At 66.9% G+C, this 17,306-nt stretch carries 8 protein-coding genes and 1 other RNA gene; 6 read left to right on the forward strand and 3 right to left on the reverse strand.

What is annotated here, in order from left to right:
* Positions 1-627: 627 nt before the first annotated feature.
* Positions 628-1,032: a DUF6165 family protein gene (locus tag ABGA94_RS00945; protein WP_111127563.1), complete on the forward strand. Its 405-nt coding sequence runs from the start codon at positions 628-630 to the stop codon at positions 1,030-1,032.
* An 18-nt stretch (positions 1,033-1,050) separates the two neighbouring features.
* Here the strand turns inward: ABGA94_RS00945 and ABGA94_RS00950 are convergent, their stop codons facing one another.
* On the reverse strand, positions 1,051-2,097 hold the full coding sequence (locus tag ABGA94_RS00950; protein ID WP_005415483.1) for a glycosyltransferase family 9 protein: 1,047 nt from the start codon (positions 2,095-2,097) through the stop codon (positions 1,051-1,053).
* Between the two features lie 20 nt (positions 2,098-2,117).
* On the opposite strand from ABGA94_RS00950, the gene ABGA94_RS00955 reads away from it, so the two are divergent.
* Entirely contained in the window at positions 2,118-2,867 is a 750-nt protein-coding gene (locus ABGA94_RS00955; RefSeq protein WP_005415484.1) for a 3-deoxy-D-manno-octulosonic acid kinase, read from the forward strand.
* Positions 2,867-3,634: an MBL fold metallo-hydrolase gene (locus ABGA94_RS00960; RefSeq protein WP_005415485.1), complete on the forward strand. Its 768-nt coding sequence runs from the start codon at positions 2,867-2,869 to the stop codon at positions 3,632-3,634. Before ABGA94_RS00955 ends, ABGA94_RS00960 begins: the two co-directional genes overlap by 1 nt.
* Positions 3,635-3,782: 148 nt before the next feature.
* On the opposite strand, the gene ffs is transcribed toward ABGA94_RS00960, so the two are convergent.
* Positions 3,783-3,879: signal recognition particle sRNA small type (gene ffs / locus ABGA94_RS00965), an RNA gene on the reverse strand.
* Between the two features lie 300 nt (positions 3,880-4,179).
* Between ffs and sugE the strand changes: the two genes are divergently transcribed.
* Positions 4,180-4,497 (forward strand): quaternary ammonium compound efflux SMR transporter SugE, encoded by a 318-nt coding sequence (gene sugE, locus ABGA94_RS00970; RefSeq protein ID WP_005415486.1) that lies wholly within the window; start codon positions 4,180-4,182, stop codon positions 4,495-4,497.
* Positions 4,498-4,855: 358 nt separating this feature from the next.
* The gene (locus tag ABGA94_RS00975; protein WP_375366103.1) at positions 4,856-15,745 is read left to right on the forward strand and encodes an autotransporter-associated beta strand repeat-containing protein; all 10,890 of its coding nucleotides are present in this window, start codon (positions 4,856-4,858) and stop codon (positions 15,743-15,745) included.
* 57 nt (positions 15,746-15,802) lie between these two features.
* Here ABGA94_RS00975 and ABGA94_RS00980 read toward each other — a convergent pair whose 3' ends face one another.
* Entirely contained in the window at positions 15,803-16,246 is a 444-nt protein-coding gene (locus ABGA94_RS00980) for a GNAT family N-acetyltransferase (RefSeq protein ID WP_005415487.1), read from the reverse strand.
* Positions 16,247-16,594: 348 nt separating this feature from the next.
* On the opposite strand from ABGA94_RS00980, the gene ABGA94_RS00985 reads away from it, so the two are divergent.
* Positions 16,595-16,969: a DUF3592 domain-containing protein gene (locus tag ABGA94_RS00985; protein ID WP_375366105.1), complete on the forward strand. Its 375-nt coding sequence runs from the start codon at positions 16,595-16,597 to the stop codon at positions 16,967-16,969.
* Positions 16,970-17,306 lie beyond the last annotated feature (337 nt).

Consider the following 17,306-nt stretch of genomic DNA (forward strand, 5'->3'; position numbering starts at 1 on the left):
GCTGTGCAACGCGTGGGCCCCTCCCTTCGCCGGCCTCTCCCCGCCCCTGTCGGGGCAGCCCCTCAACAGAGGGGCTTGTTCCACCAGATTGCCTCCGTGAATCCACGCCATGCGTGGATGCACATCGGGATTTGCGGCGCAGTGACCATGTCCTGATCCGGCGCGGGACACGACGCGCTTTGCGCGCGTCGCCCCACACGTTGCTGTGCAACGCGTGGGCCCCTCCCTTTGCCGGCCTCTCCCCGCCCCTGTCGGGGCAGCCCCTCAACAGAGGGGCTTGTTTCTCCAGATGCATCCGTAGATCCACGTTATGCGTGGATGGACAGCGCGAGTTGCGCTGTAGTGACCATGTCCTGATCTGGCGCGGGACGCGACGCGCTTTGCGCGTCGCCCCAAACGTTGCCGTGCAACGTTCGGGCCCCTCCCTTTGCCGGCCTCTCCCCGCCCCTGTCGGGGCAGCCCCTCAACAGAGGGGCTTGTTCCAGCAGATGCATCAGTAAATCCACGCCATGGGTGGATGCACTTGCTGCAGGGCTGGACCATCCACGCGCGGCGTGGCTCTACCTGAACTGTCCCATCGCCAGTCGCGGGTTAAACTGCACACATCACTTGCTGGAGCTTTTCCCGATGACCGCTGAAATCCTCGTCCCCGTGTCCTTCGGCGAGCTGCTGGACAAGATCTCGATCCTGCAGATCAAGTCCGAGCGCATCTGCGACGAGGGCAAGCTGGCCAATGTGCGCAGGGAGCTGTCGGCGCTGGAGCAGACCTGGATGGCACACCCGGCTGCGGTGAAGGACATCGCCAAGCTGCGTGCCGAGCTGAAGGCGGTCAACGAGCAGCTGTGGGACATCGAGGACGACATCCGCCTGAAGGAGAAGGCGCAGGCGTTCGACCAGGGCTTCATCGACCTGGCGCGCAGTGTCTACCTGCGCAACGACGAGCGCGCGCGCATCAAGAAGGCGATCAACCTGGCGCTGGGTTCGGCGTACGTGGAAGAGAAGTCCTATCAGGATTACGCGCAGCGCACGTGATCCCGGGCAGTCCGCCGCTCACCCCAGGTGGTCGGCGACGTAGCGTTCGAAGGCGGCGATACCGTCTTCGACGGTAATCAGTTCCATTACATCGTCGAACTCGATCTTGGTGCCCCACTTCAGATCGGTGGCCTGCTTGGCCAGGTACTTGCGCGCTGCGTCGTCGTAGCGGTCCACGCAGTAGCGGCGGTCCGAGTACGGGCCGCTGCGGTCCGGATTGCTGGCCGCATGCAGCCCCAGTACTTTGGTGCCCATTGCGTTGGCGATGTGCATCGGGCCCGAGTCCGGGGTCATCACCAGATTGGCGCGGGCCAGCAGGGCAGGCAGCTGCTTCAACGTGTCCTTGCCAACCAGGTCCAATGCAGGCGTCTGCAGCTGCGCCTGGATCGCATCGGCCATGTGGCGCTCCAGTTCGCTGCGGCCACCGCACAGCACCACCCGCCAGCCGCGCTGGACGGCATGGTTGGCCACCGCGGCGTAGCGGTCGGCGTACCAGTTGCGGCGCACGTGGCTGGAACAGGGCGAGATCATCAGCACCGGGCGGCCATCGTCCTGCCACTGCGCGGCGGCCCACTCGAAGGCGGACGGCGGCACGGCCAGATCCCAGCTGACTTCGGTCTGGCGCAGGCCCAGCGGCTCGCAGAAGCTGCCGATGGCATCCAGCACGTGGATGCCGGGGCGATCGGGAATACGCTCGTTGATGAAGAGCCCGTGCAGGTCCTTGGAGCGGCTGCGGTCGTATCCGATGCGGCGCTCGGCCGGAATGAAGGCCGACAGCAGGTTGGCGCGGAACGCGACCTGCATCTGCAACAGCGCTTCAAAGCGCCCCGGTGGCAGGTGCCTGCGCAGTTCCTTGACCCCGGCCATGCCGCTCTTCTTGTCGTAGGCATGGAAGGTGACGCCGGGCAGCCCGTCGAGCAGCTTGTGGCCGGCTTTGTCGATGATCCAGTGGATCGGCGTGTCCGGGCGTGCGGCCTGCAGGGTGCGCACCAGGGGCACCACGTGGGTGACATCGCCAAGTGCGGACAGGCGCAGGAGGCACAAGGAGGAGGACGCTGATGCCATGTGTTGTTAGACTCAATGAAATGGTCGCATTCGACGCCAATGAAGCGCTGACGCCATGCCGCGAGGGTCGCGGCATCGGGGCCATTCTGTTCGACCGCGAGCGGCTGCGGCAAGCCGATATTGGCCTGTTCTCGCCCCAGCACTGGGGCAGCAAGGCCCGCCCGGTGGGCGAGGGCGGCCGCGGCAGCGCCTGGTTCGTCGATGCGCCGTTCGGTGCCAGCGTGCTGCGCCACTACCTGCGCGGCGGCATGGCGGCCCGGATCAGCCACGACCAGTACCTCTGGCGCGGCTCGGACCGGACCCGCAGCTTCGCCGAATTCCGCCTGATGCGCGCGCTGCGCGAGAAGAAGCTGCCGGTGCCACGGCCGATCGCCGCGTTCTACATGCGTGAAGGCCTGCGCTACCGGGCGGCGATCCTGATGGAACGGATCGAGGACGTGCGCTCGCTGGCCGACCGCGCACTGGTTGCGGGCCGGGGCGCGCCCTGGGAAGAGACCGGGCGGCTGATCGCCCGTTTCCACCGTGCCGGCCTGGACCATGCCGACCTCAACGCGCACAACATCCTGTTCGATGGCAGTGGCCATGGCTGGCTGATCGATTTCGACCGTGGGGTGATCCGCATCCCGGCCACCGGCTGGCGCGAACGCAACCTCAAGCGGTTGCTGCGCTCGCTGGTCAAGCTGCGCGGCGAGCGCAGCGTGGAAGATGTGCAGAAGGACTACGCACGGCTGCGCCGTGCCTATGACATGGCGTGGAACCGGGGCACCTGATGGACTGGTCGTTGCGTTTCCTCGGCGTCGGCAATGCGTCGGCGGTCGAGCTGGGATCGCCGATGTCGGTGATCGAGCGCGGTGGTCGCCCGTGGCTGACCATCGATTGCGGCGGTGAAGGCCTCACCGCGTTCAAGGCGCACTACGGGCACATGCCGCAGGCGCTGTTCGTCACCCATGTGCACCTGGACCATGTGGCCGGCTTCGAGCGCCTGTTCGTGGACACTTTCTTCAATGCGCACCGGCGCGGCAAGGTGCGCCTGTACGTGCCTGCCACGGTGGTGCCGCTGCTGCACAAGCGCATTGCTGACTATCCGAACGTGCTGGCCGAGGGCGGTGCGAACTTCTGGGATGCCTTCCACCTGATCGTGGTGGGCGAGGCGTTCTGGCATGAGGGGATGCGCCTGGAGGTGTTTCCGGTGCGCCATCACTGGCCGGAGACGGCCTATGGCCTGCGCTTGCAGGGCGCGCTGACCTGGAGCGGCGATACCCGGCCGATTCCGGAGATGCTGGCGCGCTACGCCAACGACAACGAGCTGATCGCCCACGACTGCGGCCTGCATGGCAACCCGTCACACACGGGCGTGGACGACCTGGAGCGTGAGTACAGCATCGAACTGCAGGCGCGGATGATGCTCTACCACTACGCCAGCGTGGCCGATGGCCAAGCGCTGGCCGTGCGCGGGCACCGCGTGGCGCAGCCGGGGCAGTGCGTGCCGCTGGCCGACCCGACCGCGCCGCACGTACTGGTGCAGGATCCGCCGTGAGCAGGACCGGCCAGCCCGCTGATACGGCGCGGGCTGCCGAACTGGAGGCGCTGGAGCGAGCGCTGCAGTAGCGCTGGGCCATGCCCGGCGAGGGGCGCCAACCAGGGTTGGCAGCTGCCAGGGCCGGGTGTCGCCAGAAAAGGCGATGGCCCCGCCGGCTGACCTCGGCGCCCGCGTCGATCGATACCGTTGCTGCCTTCCGGCCCTGGCGGGGTTTTCGACCTAGCGTCGCGAGGGGCCGACGGGGCCACCATAGAGACGTTGGCCGCCCCGAGGGCGGCCAGTTCACGGATCAGGGGAAGCAGCGCGCGATGCGCCGGAGACCACAGCCGGACCGCACATCGGCTAGCCGATGGCAGGCGCTCATTCTAGCGCAGGCGGGTGCGTCGATGCCAGCTTCACGCACTGAATCGGCTGTAACCCGTTCCCGGCCACGGCGGCCGGGCGTGGCTCGCGTTGCTAGAATGCCGGCCAGGAGGAACGACCTCCCCCACATCGGGAATCAAAGACCAGGACGGCCTGGCCCTACCAAGAGGAGGGCCGTCATGGCCTGGATCTATCTATTGTTTGCCGGCCTGCTGGAAATCGTCTGGGCCGTGTCCATGAAGCAGTCCGAAGGCTTCACCCGTCTCACCCCCACCGTGGTCACCATCATCGGCATGATCGCCAGCTTCTGGCTGTTGGCGGTGGCCATGCGCAGCCTGCCGCTGGGCACCGCCTATACGATCTGGACCGGCATCGGCGCGGTCGGCGCGTTCGTGGTCGGCATCGTGTTCCTGGGGGAGCAGGTCAGCCCGATGCGGATCGGTGCAGCGGTGCTGATTGTTTCCGGCCTGGTGCTGATGAAACTCTCCAGCAGCTGAATTTATTTACTCATGGCGGGGAATGGATTCTCCGCCACATGCAGCGATATGCATTTTCGGCAAAACCATTCTGTCTGCCTCTTTTATTTGACGTGCGTCATGAAAATAACGCGCGCGATTCACATGCCGCTGGCACGGCCGGTCGCACAGTGCCGCCATTCGTCGGGCGAAATCGGGGAGTTTTCGTCCTGGTGGACACGCTGACGTACCTGTCCCGGGGTGCGATCACGTGAAGATGTGAAGATTTTCAGGAGTTAATGCCTTCAGGCCTTGTTCCCGTATCGGGAGCAGGGGTGGACCGCATTGTCTCGAAAAACCTGCCAGCTGTGCCATCCGGTCTTTTCATGGAGATTTGCCGATGAACCGCATTTACCGTCTGGTTTTCAATCGCGCCCTTGGGGTAATGCAGGTTGCTTCGGAGGTCACCCGGAATCCCGGCGGAAGCGCGGTCGGCGCAGGGCGGGTGCCGCGATTGCGGGCGCACCAGCTGGCGGCGGCACTGGCCGCCACACTGGCCAGCGGATCGGCATTCGCGGCGTGTACGGGCACCACGACCGTAAACTGCGACAGCACCACCAACATCAACAACTACTCCAACGCGACCAGCGGCCTCACGCTGAACATTGCCGCGGGTGCGTTGCTGCGTACGCCGCCGATCGTAGGTGGAGGCAACGCAGCAACGCTGACTGGCGACAACGTGACGGTCAACAACAATGGCACGATCGATCCGAGCTCGATCGTCCTCGCCTCGCCCGGCCTGGTCATCGGCAATGGTTCCGCCAACAACAGCGCGATCGTCGTCAACAACAACGCCAGTGGACAGATCAAGGGTGTCGTCAACATCGCAACGCTGCTGGGCTTCGGTGGACAGGCGCTGGTGGCACAGAACGTCAACGGCACCACCACCATCAACAATGCCGGCCTGATCAGCACGTCGTTGATCGGTGTGGGCAGCGTTTCCGACGCGACCACGGTCGTGACCTATGGTGGCGCGGCAGCCAATGTGACCAACACCGGCACCATCGACGGGCGTGTCGGCCTGGGCGCTTCTGGCGGTAATACGTTCCTCAATGCAGGGGCGGTCAGTGGCAGCGTTCACCTGGGTGATTCAACCGGCGGCAATACCTTCACCGCAGTGTCGGGTTCCAGCGTTGTGGCCGGCGGTGGCACCGCCCTTGCCGGCGTGATTACGGGTGTTACCGGGGTGAAGGTTGCGGCAGCGGGAACGGTCGACGCCGGTACCGGCAGTGGCGCGGCCAACAACACGCTGGTGTTGCAGAACGTCGTCAGCGGTCCGGGCTCCGGCACCGGCGGAGCGGTGACCACACTGGGCTGGAACCAGTACCTCAACTTCCAGAAGCTCACCGTCAACAGCGGTACCTGGAACCTGCAGGGCGCATGGGGCGCATCCGGCCCGACGACGCTCAATGATGGCCTGGTCAATTTCAACAATGCCGGTTCATTCGGCACAGGGCTGTTCACGGCCAACGGCGGTGCCATCGCATCCTCCATGGCCGGTCTGAACCTGGCCAATGCGTTCAGCCTCGGCGGCAATCTATCCCTGGCCGGGACCAATGCGTTCGGCCTGAATGGCGTGCTTTCTGGCGCTGGTGGGCTGACGGTCAACAACACCGGCATTGTTACTCTCGGCGGCGCAAACCTGTTCTCCGGTGGCGTCAACCTCGATGCCGGCGGCCTGCTGCTGGGCAATGCCGGTGCACTCGGCAGCGGCAACCTGACCGTCGGTGGCAGCGCCTCGCTGGATACGACGGCGGGCTTCAACCTGGGCAACAACCTGGTGATCAATGGCGGGGGCTCGCTGAACCTGCTGGGCAGCAATGCGCTGACATTGAGTGGCTCGATATCCGGTGCCGGCAACGTGACCAAGAACGGTGCCGGCACGCTGACCTTGAACGGTGCCAATTCGCTGAGCGGCAGCTTCAACCTGGCCGGGGGCGCGTTGGCGCTGGGCGCGGGCGGCAGCCTGTCGCCCACCGGCGCGATCACGCTGGGCGTCGGCACCAGCCTGGATCTTTCGGCGGCGGCCGACCAGACCATCGGCTCGCTGGCCGGCCTCGGCGGTTCGGTCAACCTCGGCAGCCACACCCTGACCCTGGGCGGGCTGGGCAATACCAGCTACAGCGGCACGTTCGCCGCAGGCACCGGCGGCCTGATCAAGGTCGGCACCGGTGTGCAGACCCTGTCGGGCGTCAACAGCCTCACGGGCGGTGTTGCGCTCAACGCCGGTGGCTTGTTGCTGGGCAATGCCGCCGCGCTGGGCAGCGGTACACTCTCTGTCGGCGGCAACACCACCTTCGACGGCACCACGGCGCTGGCGCTGACCAATGCGGTCAGCCTCGCATCGGGTGCCAGCCTGAATCTGCTTGGCGGGCAGGCGCTGACGTTCAACGGGGTGATCAGCGGCGCGGGTGGCCTGATCAAGGATGGTGCGTCGTCACTGACCCTCAACGGCGCCAATACATTCGGCGGCGGTCTGGCGCTCAACGCCGGCAGCCTGGTGCTGGGCAACGGCGGTGCACTGGGAACCGGCGCACTGAGCGTCGGCGGCGCGGTATCGCTCGACGCCAGCACCGGGCTCACCGTGGGCAATGGCATCACACTGGGCGCCGGTGGTTCGCTCAATGTGCTGGGCTCGAACGCGTTGACGCTGGGGGGTGTCATTGGCGGCAGCGGCAGCCTGGTCAAGAACGGCGCTGCCACGCTGACGTTGGGCGGCGCGAACACGTTCACCGGTGGGCTGGCGGTGAATGCCGGAACGGTGGCATTGGGCAGTGGTGGGCGCCTGTCGGCGACCGGCGCGGTCAGCCTGGCCGGCGCTGGCAGCGCACTGGATATCGCGCTGGGTGGCAACCAGACCATCGGTGCATTGTCCGGTGTGGCGGGCAGCACCCTCGCACTGGGCAGCAGTACGCTCACCTTCGGTGATGCCACCAACCAGACCTTCGCTGGCGTGATCGGCGGCACCGGTGGCCTGGTCAAGCAGGGCAGTGGCGTGCAGACGCTGACCGGCGCCAATACCTTCAGCGGTGGGGTGAATCTTGCGGCCGGTGGCCTGGTGCTGGGCAACGCCGGTGCGCTGGGAAGCGGTGCGCTGACGGTCAGTGGCAACGGCTCGCTGGACGCCACTGCGGCGCTGAACCTGGGCAATGCGATCAACCTCGGTGCGGCCCTGACCCTGCCGGGCAGCCAGAACCTGACCCTGGGCGGCAACATCACCGGCACCGGCAGCCTGGTCAAGAATGGCGCATCGACACTGACCTTGAACGGCACCAACACCTTCAGCGGTGGACTGAACGCAAACGCCGGCAGCCTGCTGCTGGGTAACAGCGGCGCGCTCGGTACCGGAGTACTGGGCATCGGCGGCAACGTCACGCTCGATGGCAGCGCCCCGTTGAGCCTGACCAACAATGTTGACCTGGGCGCGGGTGCGGCGCTGTCGTTGCCGGGCTCGCAGGCGATCACGCTGGGTGGCGTGGTGTCCGGTACCGGCAGGCTGGTGAAGAACGGTGCCAGCACGTTGACCCTCAACGGCGCCAACAGCTTCGGTGGTGGGCTCACCGTCAACGGCGGCGGCGTGTTCCTGGGGAACGCCGGCGCACTGGGCACCGGTGCACTGTCGGTGGGCGCCACTGCCACGCTGGACAGTTCAGTAGCGCTGAACCTCGCCAACAACGTCAACCTCGGGGCAGGCGCGGCGCTGGATCTGCTGGGCAGCCAGGACGTGTCACTGGGCGGTCTCATCAGTGGCACTGGCAGCCTGGTCAAGAATGGTACGGCCACGCTGGCGTTGAATGGACCCAACACCTTCAGCGGCGGTGTCGGCCTCAACGCGGGCCTGCTGCAGCTGGGCAATGCGCAGGCACTGGGTACCGGCCAGCTGGACGTGGGCGGCAACGCTTCGCTGGATGCAACGTCTGCACTCACCGTAGGCAACCTCATCGGCCTGGCCGCCGGTGCGAATCTCTCCGTGCTGGGCGGCAATGACCTGACGCTCTCCGGTCCGGTATTCGGGGCCGGTGGGCTGATCAAGGACGGCACGGCCCGCCTCACCCTGTCCGGCGCCAACGTCTATACCGGTGGCACCACCATCAATGCCGGCACGCTGGCGCTGGGGGCGGGCGGCAGTCTTGCCGCGGCCGGAGCGGTGGATCTTGCCGGTGCCGGTGCGACGCTGGACATCTCCGCAACCGGTGCGGCGCAGACCATCGGCGCGCTGAATGGCGTGGCAGGCAGCCACATGGTGCTGGGCGCGCAGTCGCTGACCTTTGGCGGCGCCAGCAATGGCAGCTTTGCCGGCGTGATCGATGGTGCCGGCGGCCTGATCAAGACCGGTGCCGGCGTGCAGACGCTGTCCGGTGCCAATACTTTCAGTGGTGGCCTTGCACTCAACGACGGTGGCCTGGTTCTCGGCAACGCCAGCGCACTCGGTACCGGTGCACTGGGCATTGGTGGCACGACCACGCTGGACAGCACCGTGGCGCTGAACCTGGCCAACGCAGTGAACTTCGGTGCCGGTACGCAGCTGACCTTGGGTGGCAGCAACGATCTCATCCTCGGTGGCGTGGTGGCCGGCAATGGCAGCCTGATCAAGAACGGTGCGGGCCTGCTGACCCTCAACAACACCAATACCTTCGGTGGCGGCCTGACCTTGAACGGCGGTGGCCTGGTGGTCGGTGCGAATGGTGCGCTCGGTACCGGCGCGCTGGCGGTGAATGCCAGTACCACGCTGGACGCGGGCGCAGCAGTGACGCTCGGCAATGCGGTCACGCTGGGCTCGGGCGTCGTACTGACGTTGCCGGGCAGCACTGCGCTGACGCTGTCGGGCGTGGTCGGCGGCAATGGCAGCCTGGTCAAGAATGGTGCCACCACGCTGACGCTGTCCGGTGCCAACACCTACACCGGCGGTACCACCATCAATGCCGGCACGCTGGCGCTGGGCACGGGCGGCAGCCTTGCTGCAGCGGGCGATGTCACGTTGGGTGCAGGCGCTGGCTTTGATATTTCCGGTGCCGGCAGCAGCCAGACCATCGGCGCGCTCAACGGTGCGGGTGGCAGCACCCTGGCGCTGGGCGGCAATTCGCTCACCTTCGGTACGGCCGGCAACGCCGCGTTCGATGGCGTGATCAGTGGCGGCGGCGGTCTGATCAAGGCAGGCGCGGGCGTACAGATGCTGTCCGGAGCCAACACGTTTGGCGGCGGCGTAACGCTCAACGCGGGCGGACTGGTGCTTGGCAATGATGCGGCGTTGGGCGCCGGCGCATTGACTGTTGGTGGTGCCGCCACGCTGGATACCACCGGCCTGGCAACGTTGGCCAACAACATCGCGCTCAACGCCGGGCTGACCGTGCTCGGGACCAATGCACTGACGCTCAACGGCGTCCTGTCCGGGGCCGGCAGCCTCACCAAGAATGGCAGCGCGACGCTGACCTTGAACGGCGCCAACACCTATACCGGTGGCACCAACATCAACGCCGGCACGCTGGCGCTGGGCGCCGGTGCCAGCCTGGCGGCGAGCGGTACCGTGAACCTCGCCACCGGTGCCACGCTGGACCTGTCTGCCGGCAGCGGCACGCAGCAGTTCGGCACCCTGGTCGGCAATGGTACGGTGAACCTCGGCGCCAACTCGATCGAAGTGGGCGGCGCCACCGATGGCACCTTCAGTGGCTCGATCGCAGGCACCGGTGGCCTGACCAAGGTGGGCGCGGGCATCGAAACGCTGACCGGTGCCAACACCTACACCGGCGGCACCTTCATCAACGCTGGCACGCTGGCGATTGGTCCGGGCGGCAGCCTGGCCGCGACCGGCGCGGTGACGCTGAGCGCTGCGGGCACCGGCTTCGACATCTCCACCGCAGGGGCCGGCCAGACCATCGGGTCGTTGAACGGCGTGGCCGGCTCGACGGTGAGCCTGGGGGCACAGACGCTGACACTCGGTGGCGTGGGCAGCAGCCTCTTCGATGGCGCGATTTCCGGCACCGGTGGCCTGGTCAAGAATGGCGCCGGCATGCTCACGCTGGGTGGCGCCAATCTGTTCAGTGGTGGCGTTGCACTGAACGGCGGTGGCCTGGTGGTCGGCAACAACGCTGCGCTCGGCAGCGGTGCGTTGACGGTCGGAAGCAACGCGACGCTGGATGCAACGACCGGCGTCAGCCTTGCCAACAACATCGGGCTGGCAGCGGGTGCCAGCCTCGATCTGCTCGGCAGCCAGGCGCTGACACTGGGGGGCGTGATTTCCGGCACGGGCGGGCTGATCAAGGACGGTGCGTCCACCGTAACCCTGAGCGGTGCCAACACCTACACCGGGGGGACCACCATCAACAGCGGCACACTGGTAATCGGTGCCGGTGGCAGCCTCGCCGCAACCGGCGCGGTGAACCTGGCCGGTGCGGGCACGCTCGACATCTCCGCGGGTAACCAGGCCATCGGTTCGCTGGCCGGCGTGGCGGGCAGCACGGTGGCGCTGGGTGGCAGCACGCTGACTCTGGGCGGCACCGTGGACAGCACCTTCAGCGGTGTGATCGGCGGCAGTGGCGGCCTGATCAAGAACGGTGCGGGCGTGCAGACGCTCAATGGTGCCAACACCTTCAGCGGTGGCGTGGCGCTCAACGCCGGTGGCCTGGTGGTCGGCAACAATGCTGCGCTGGGCACCGGTACGGTGACGGTCGGAGGCGCTGCGACGCTCGATTCGAACACTGCGGTCATCCTCGGCAACAACTTCATCCTCAACAACGCGTTGACCGTCCTGGGCAGCAACAACCTCACCCTCAACGGCAACCTGAGTGGTACCGGCAGCCTGACCAAGGAGGGGGCCGCGACGCTGACCTTGAACGGCACCAACACCTACACCGGCGGCACCAACATCAACGCCGGTACGCTGGCACTGGGTGCGGGCGCGAGCCTGCACGCCAGTGGCATCGTCAACCTGGCCTTGGGGGCGACTTTCGATCTGTCGGCAGGCAGCGGCACGCAGCAGTTCGGTACCCTGATCGGCAACGGCACGGTGAATCTGGGCGCCAACACGCTGACGATCGGAGACGCCACCAATGGCACGTTCAGTGGCTCGGTGGCCGGCTCCGGTGGGCTGATCAAGGAAGGCTCCGGTACCCAGACGTTGACCGGCACCAACACCTTCACCGGTGGCACCACCATCAACGCCGGCACGCTGGCGATCGGCGCCGGTGGCAGCCTCGCTGCGACGGGTGCGGTGAATCTGGCCAACGCCGGTACCACCTTCGACATCAGTGCGGGGGGCGCGCAGGCGATCGGTTCGCTGGCAGGCGTGGCAGGCTCTTCAGTGGCGTTGGGTGGCAGCACGCTGACCCTCAATGGCGTGGGCAATACCACTTTCGCCGGCACCATCGGAGGTGCAGGGGGGCTGGTAAAGAACGGCGCAGGCATCCAGGGCTTGACTGGCGTCAACGTCTTCACGGGCGGCGTGACCCTCAATGCCGGTGGCCTGCTACTGGGCAACGACGGTTCGCTGGGAACCGGTGCGCTGACCGTAGGCGGCAACGCCAGCCTGGATGGCACCAGCGCGCTGACGCTGGCCAACACCGTGCAGCTGGCCAGCGGCACGCTGACTCTGGGCGGCAGCAACGCACTGACCTTGAACGGCCCGATCAGCGGCGCTGGCGGCCTGCTGAAGGATGGCGCGGCGACGGTCACCCTCGGCGGTGCGAGTACCTATACCGGTGCCACCACCATCAACAGTGGCACGCTGGCGGTGGCGGCCGGTGGCAGCCTGTCCGGTGCCAGCACGGTCAACCTGGCCGGTGCCGGTACGCTGGATATCAGTGCCGGTGGCAGCCAGAGCATCGGAGGCCTCGCTGGCGTGACCGGTTCCAGCGTGGTGCTGGGCGGTGCAACCCTGACTACCGGCGGCAACAACGCCAGCACCACGTTCGCCGGCGTGCTCAGTGGCACCGGCGGCCTGGTGCAGAGCGGTACCGGCACGCTGACCCTGAGCGGCGACAACACCTATACCGGAGGCACCACCATCAACGGTGGCAGTACGCTGCAGATCGGCAACGGCGGCAGCACCGGTTCGGTGCTGGGCGACATCACCAACAACGGCAGCCTGGTCTACAACCTCGGCACCACGGCAACCGTGGGCGGTGTAGTCGGCGGCAGTGGCAGCCTGACCCAGGCCGGCAGCGGCACGCTGGTGCTGACCGGCAACAACACCTACACCGGCGGTACCACCATCAATGCCGGTGGCACATTGCAGATCGGCAACGGCGGTGCGGCCGGCGCGATCGTCGGCGATATCACCAACAACGGCGCGCTGGTATCCAACGTGGCCGGCAACACCACGCTCGGTGGCACCATCAGCGGCAGTGGCGGCCTGACCCAGGCCGGCAGCGGCACGCTGACCCTGACCGGCAACAACACCTATACCGGCGGCACCACCATCAATGCCGGTGGCACGTTGCAGGTGGGCAATGGCGGTGCGACCGGCGCGATCACCGGCAACGTTGCCAACAACGGCAGCCTGGTGTTCGACGTTGCGGGCAACACCACGATCGGCGGTGCGATCAGCGGCAGTGGTGGCCTGACCCAGGCCGGTAGCGGTGTGCTGACCCTGGTGGGCAACAATACCTACACCGGCGGGACCACCATCAATACCGGCGGCACGCTGCAGGTGGGCAACGGCGGCGCGACCGGCGCCATCGCTGGCGACATCACCAACAATGGCGCGTTGATTTCCAACGTGGCCGGCAACACCGCGCTGGGCGGCACCATCAGTGGCAGCGGCGGCCTGACCCAGGCGGGCAGCGGTACGCTGCTGCTGACCGGGACCAACACCTATACCGGCGGCACGACCATCAACGCCGGCAGTACGCTGCAGCTGGGCAATGGCGGGGCAACGGGCTCAATCGTCGGTGATGTCACCAACAACGGCACGCTGGTGTCCAACCTGGCGGGCGATACCACGCTGGGCGGCACCATCAGCGGCAGTGGCGGCCTGACCCAGGCCGGCAGCGGTACGCTGACCTTGACCGGCAACAACACCTATACCGGCCCGACCACGATCAACGCGGGTGGCACGCTGCAGGTGGGTAATGGCGGCGCCACCGGTGCGATCGGCGGCAGCGTCACCAATAACGGCAGCCTGGTGTTCAACGTGGGCGGCAACACCACCGTCGGCGGCGCCATCAGCGGCAGCGGTGGCCTGACCCAGGCGGGCACCGGTACCGTGATCCTGGCCGGCAACAACACCTACACCGGCGGCACCACCATCAACACCGGCGGCACGCTGCAGGTCGGCGATGGTGGCGCCAGCGGTGCGATCACCGGCAACGTTGCCAACAACGGCAGCCTCGTGTTCAACGTCGGCGGCAACACCACGGTGGGCGGCACCATCAGCGGCAGTGGCGGCCTGACCCAGGCCGGTACCGGCACCGTGACCCTGACCGGCAACAACACCTATACCGGCGGCACCACCATCAACGCTGGCGGCACCGTGCAGGTCGGCAATGGTGGGGCCAGTGGCTCGATCACCGGCAACATCACCAACAACGGCGGCCTGGTCATCAACACCGGTGGCACCACCACGCTTGGCGGCAGCATCACCGGCGGCGGCAGCATCGTGCAGGCCGGCCCGGGCACGCTGAATCTGGGCGGCAACAGTGGTGGCTTCAGCGGCACCGGCCAGGTCACCGGCGGCGGTTTGAATGTCAGCGGCACGATCGGCGGCCAGTGGACCATCGGCAGTGGTACGACCCTGTCCGGCACCGGCACCATCGGTGGTACCGGCGGTGGCGTGACGGTGTCCAGCGGCGGCGTGCTGTCGCCGGGCAATGGCGCGGGCAATGGCAGTGGTGCAGGCAATGGCACCGGCACGATCACGGTGGGCGGCAATCTGAACCTGTCACCGGGCAGCACGCTGGGCATCGACCTGGGCGCCACCGGCAGCGACACGGTGCAGGTGGGCGGCAGCGCGAATGTGGGCGGCAGCACCGTGCGGGTGAATACCATTTCGCCGAGCACCAGCTACCAGCAGGGCCAGCAGTACACGGTGGTCAATGCGGGCGGTGGCGTGAGTGGGCAGTTCGCCTCGGCAACCTCGCCGTCGGCCTTCCTGACCATCACCCCGGTCTACACCGCCAACACGGCCAACCTGCAGATCGACGTGGCACAGACCGCAGCGTTCACCACCGTGGCCAACACGCGCAACCAGTACAACACCGCCGCGGCGCTGGACAGCCTGCCGCAGAGTGGCGCGGCCCTGGGCCTGTACAACACGGTGCTGATGTATGACGCCGGCACTGCGCGCAGCGCATTCGAACAGCTCTCCGGTGAAGTGCACGCGGCCAGCCGCGCGGTGCTGCTGTACGACAACTACCTGGAAGAAGGCATCCGCCAGCGACTCGGCAGCGAGTTGCCGACCGTGCGTGGCGAGCGCGCTTCGGCCTGGCTGGCCGGCAGTGGCAAGGTGTTCAGGCAGGATGGCGACGGCAATGGCGATGAGATCCGCGCCAATCGCAATGCGCTGATGGCCGGTGTCGACTGGCAGCTGGGCGAGCATGTGGTGCTGGGTGCAGCGGCCGGCAACGAACGGCTGGATACGCGGCTGTATGATCGCAGCTCGCGGGCCCGCCTGCGTGGCCACACGTTCGGCCTGTATGCACAGGGACAGTGGAACAACGGCTTTGCGGTCGGTGGCAGCGTGTCGCGCGGTGACTACCGCACGCGCGCCACGCGTGAAGTGCCGTTGTTGGGCCAGACCCTGTACAGCCGCCAGGATTCCGATGTGACCATCGCCCAGGTGGAAGGCAGCTGGACATGGACCCATGGCAGGACCCAGCTGCAGCCCTATGTGCAGTTCACCAAGCACTGGGTCGACAGCGATCGTGCGGTGGAGCAGGGCGGCAGCGCGGCACTGGTGCTGGAAGGCGGCAAGGACACGCTCAATGTCAGCACCGTGGGCGTGCGTGGGCGCTGGGACGTGGGCAGCGGCGAGCGCTTCCCGGCGCAGCTGACGGTCGGCCTGGGTTGGCAGCATGCGTCGGGGGATACCGATGTGGCCAGCCGCAACCGCTTTGCGGTCGGTGGTGATGTCTTCGATGTCTACAGCGCGGTGATGGCACGCAATGCCCTGGTCAGCCAGGTGGGCGTGGCGGTCGGCCTCGGCCGCAACAGCCAGCTGTCGATGTTCGTACAGGGCCAGCATGGCGATGGCCGCCGCGATGTGGGTGGGCAGATCAACCTGCGCGTCGGGTTCTGAGCAGGGGATGCCTGCGGTAGATCCACGCCCTTCGTGGATGGCACCGGGGCGGGAGCGCTAGAGCTCCCGCTCCATTTCAACGGCGTCGATCCCGGCGCCATGCCCATCGGGCACGATGCGCGTCACCTGGAAACCCAGGCCGGCATAGAAGCCCTGGGTGTGCTGGCTGGTGCTGAGCGCGATGCGGTCGATCGACGGATCGCTTTCAGCCTGGTGCAGGCGCGCGAGTGCCAGTTCGCGGCCCAGTCCCTGGCGGTGCAGCGCGCGCTGCACCATGCCCCAGCAGAAGCCGGCGCTGCCGTCGCTACGGCGCGAGAGGCCACCACAGGCGACGACGTTTCCATCGCGCTCGATCACCTGGAATGCACAGTCCGTGGCCTGTTCGCGCAGGAAGCATTCAAAGTCGCTGCGCTCTTCGGGCGCGAAGTAGGTGGGTACGTTGCTGTCGAAAATCGACAGGCAGGCGCTGGCATCGGCGGGGCGGTAGAGGCGGAGATTCATGGGAAATGCGTGGAGTTGCCCGGCTGCATTTCAACCGTCCAGACGTTGGGAGGGGGCGAAAGTTCAAGGGTACATGGAGCGATGCCAATCCCTTTACAGGTAACGTCTCCCCACTCGAATGATCGTGCGGAATGCAGGCGCCTGAACCAGGCGGGTGCGTCGGTGGCGGGCAATGGCGAGGCGCATCCGGTGGCGATGGCGTGCAGTGGGGCGCAGTGGCTTCTGGGCTATGCTTTCCACACGTGGGACTGACCGCGCGGCAGGATCCGCCGGCCCCATTCGTCTTCCCGCCTGCAACGGAGCTGCCCAGCGATGCCCGCCCCTTCTTTTTTCCGGACTGCCCAGCTCATGCGCGGCCTGCTGTTTGGCGTGGTGGGTCTGTTGATCCTTGCTGTGGCCGCCTTCGAGGTGACACATCGTCTTGAGTTCCTGGAGGTCGCGCAGGCCGTTGATGGCCAGGTCGAGCGCCTGAACGCCGGCGGATCGCATCCGCAGGTCGCGTTCACCACCGCGACCGGCCAACGCGTCTCGTATCCGCAGGGCGGCATGATCTTCGGCTATGAGCCTGGGCAGCCGGTACGCGTGCTGTACGACCCGGCGCAACCGCGGCTGGATCCGGTCCTGGACACATTCGGTTCGCTGTGGGGAATGACGGTCGTGTGGGTGCTGCTGGGGCTGGCGTTCGTCGGCGCCTGCGTGCGGGGACTGCTCCGGCGCAGATGACCTGCGGCGGATCGCGCGCCGTCGGCGGGCGGGCCGTTGGACCGGCCACGATGGCAGGCCCTGTTCAGTCCGGTAGTACCTGCGACGATTCCCGCCAGCCATACAAAAAAGCCGCCCACTGGGCGGCTTCTTCATTTATCTGGCGGAGAGAAGGGGATTGTCGGGTGCATCCCTGCACCCGATCCCGATGCGCGTTGCGCCCCGGGACCAGCCTGCGGCTGTCCGGTTCTGCTCCTGCAGAACCGTCGAACCCCGGCGGGGCTTCTCACCACCCATCCCATCCGCCAGACAAACGCAAAAGGGCCACCCTGTGGGCGGCCCTTTGCGTTTGTCTGGC

This window comes from Stenotrophomonas sp. 3diitr2024, assembly GCF_042136455.1.
In the GTDB taxonomy this organism is placed as follows: domain Bacteria; phylum Pseudomonadota; class Gammaproteobacteria; order Xanthomonadales; family Xanthomonadaceae; genus Stenotrophomonas; species Stenotrophomonas sepilia.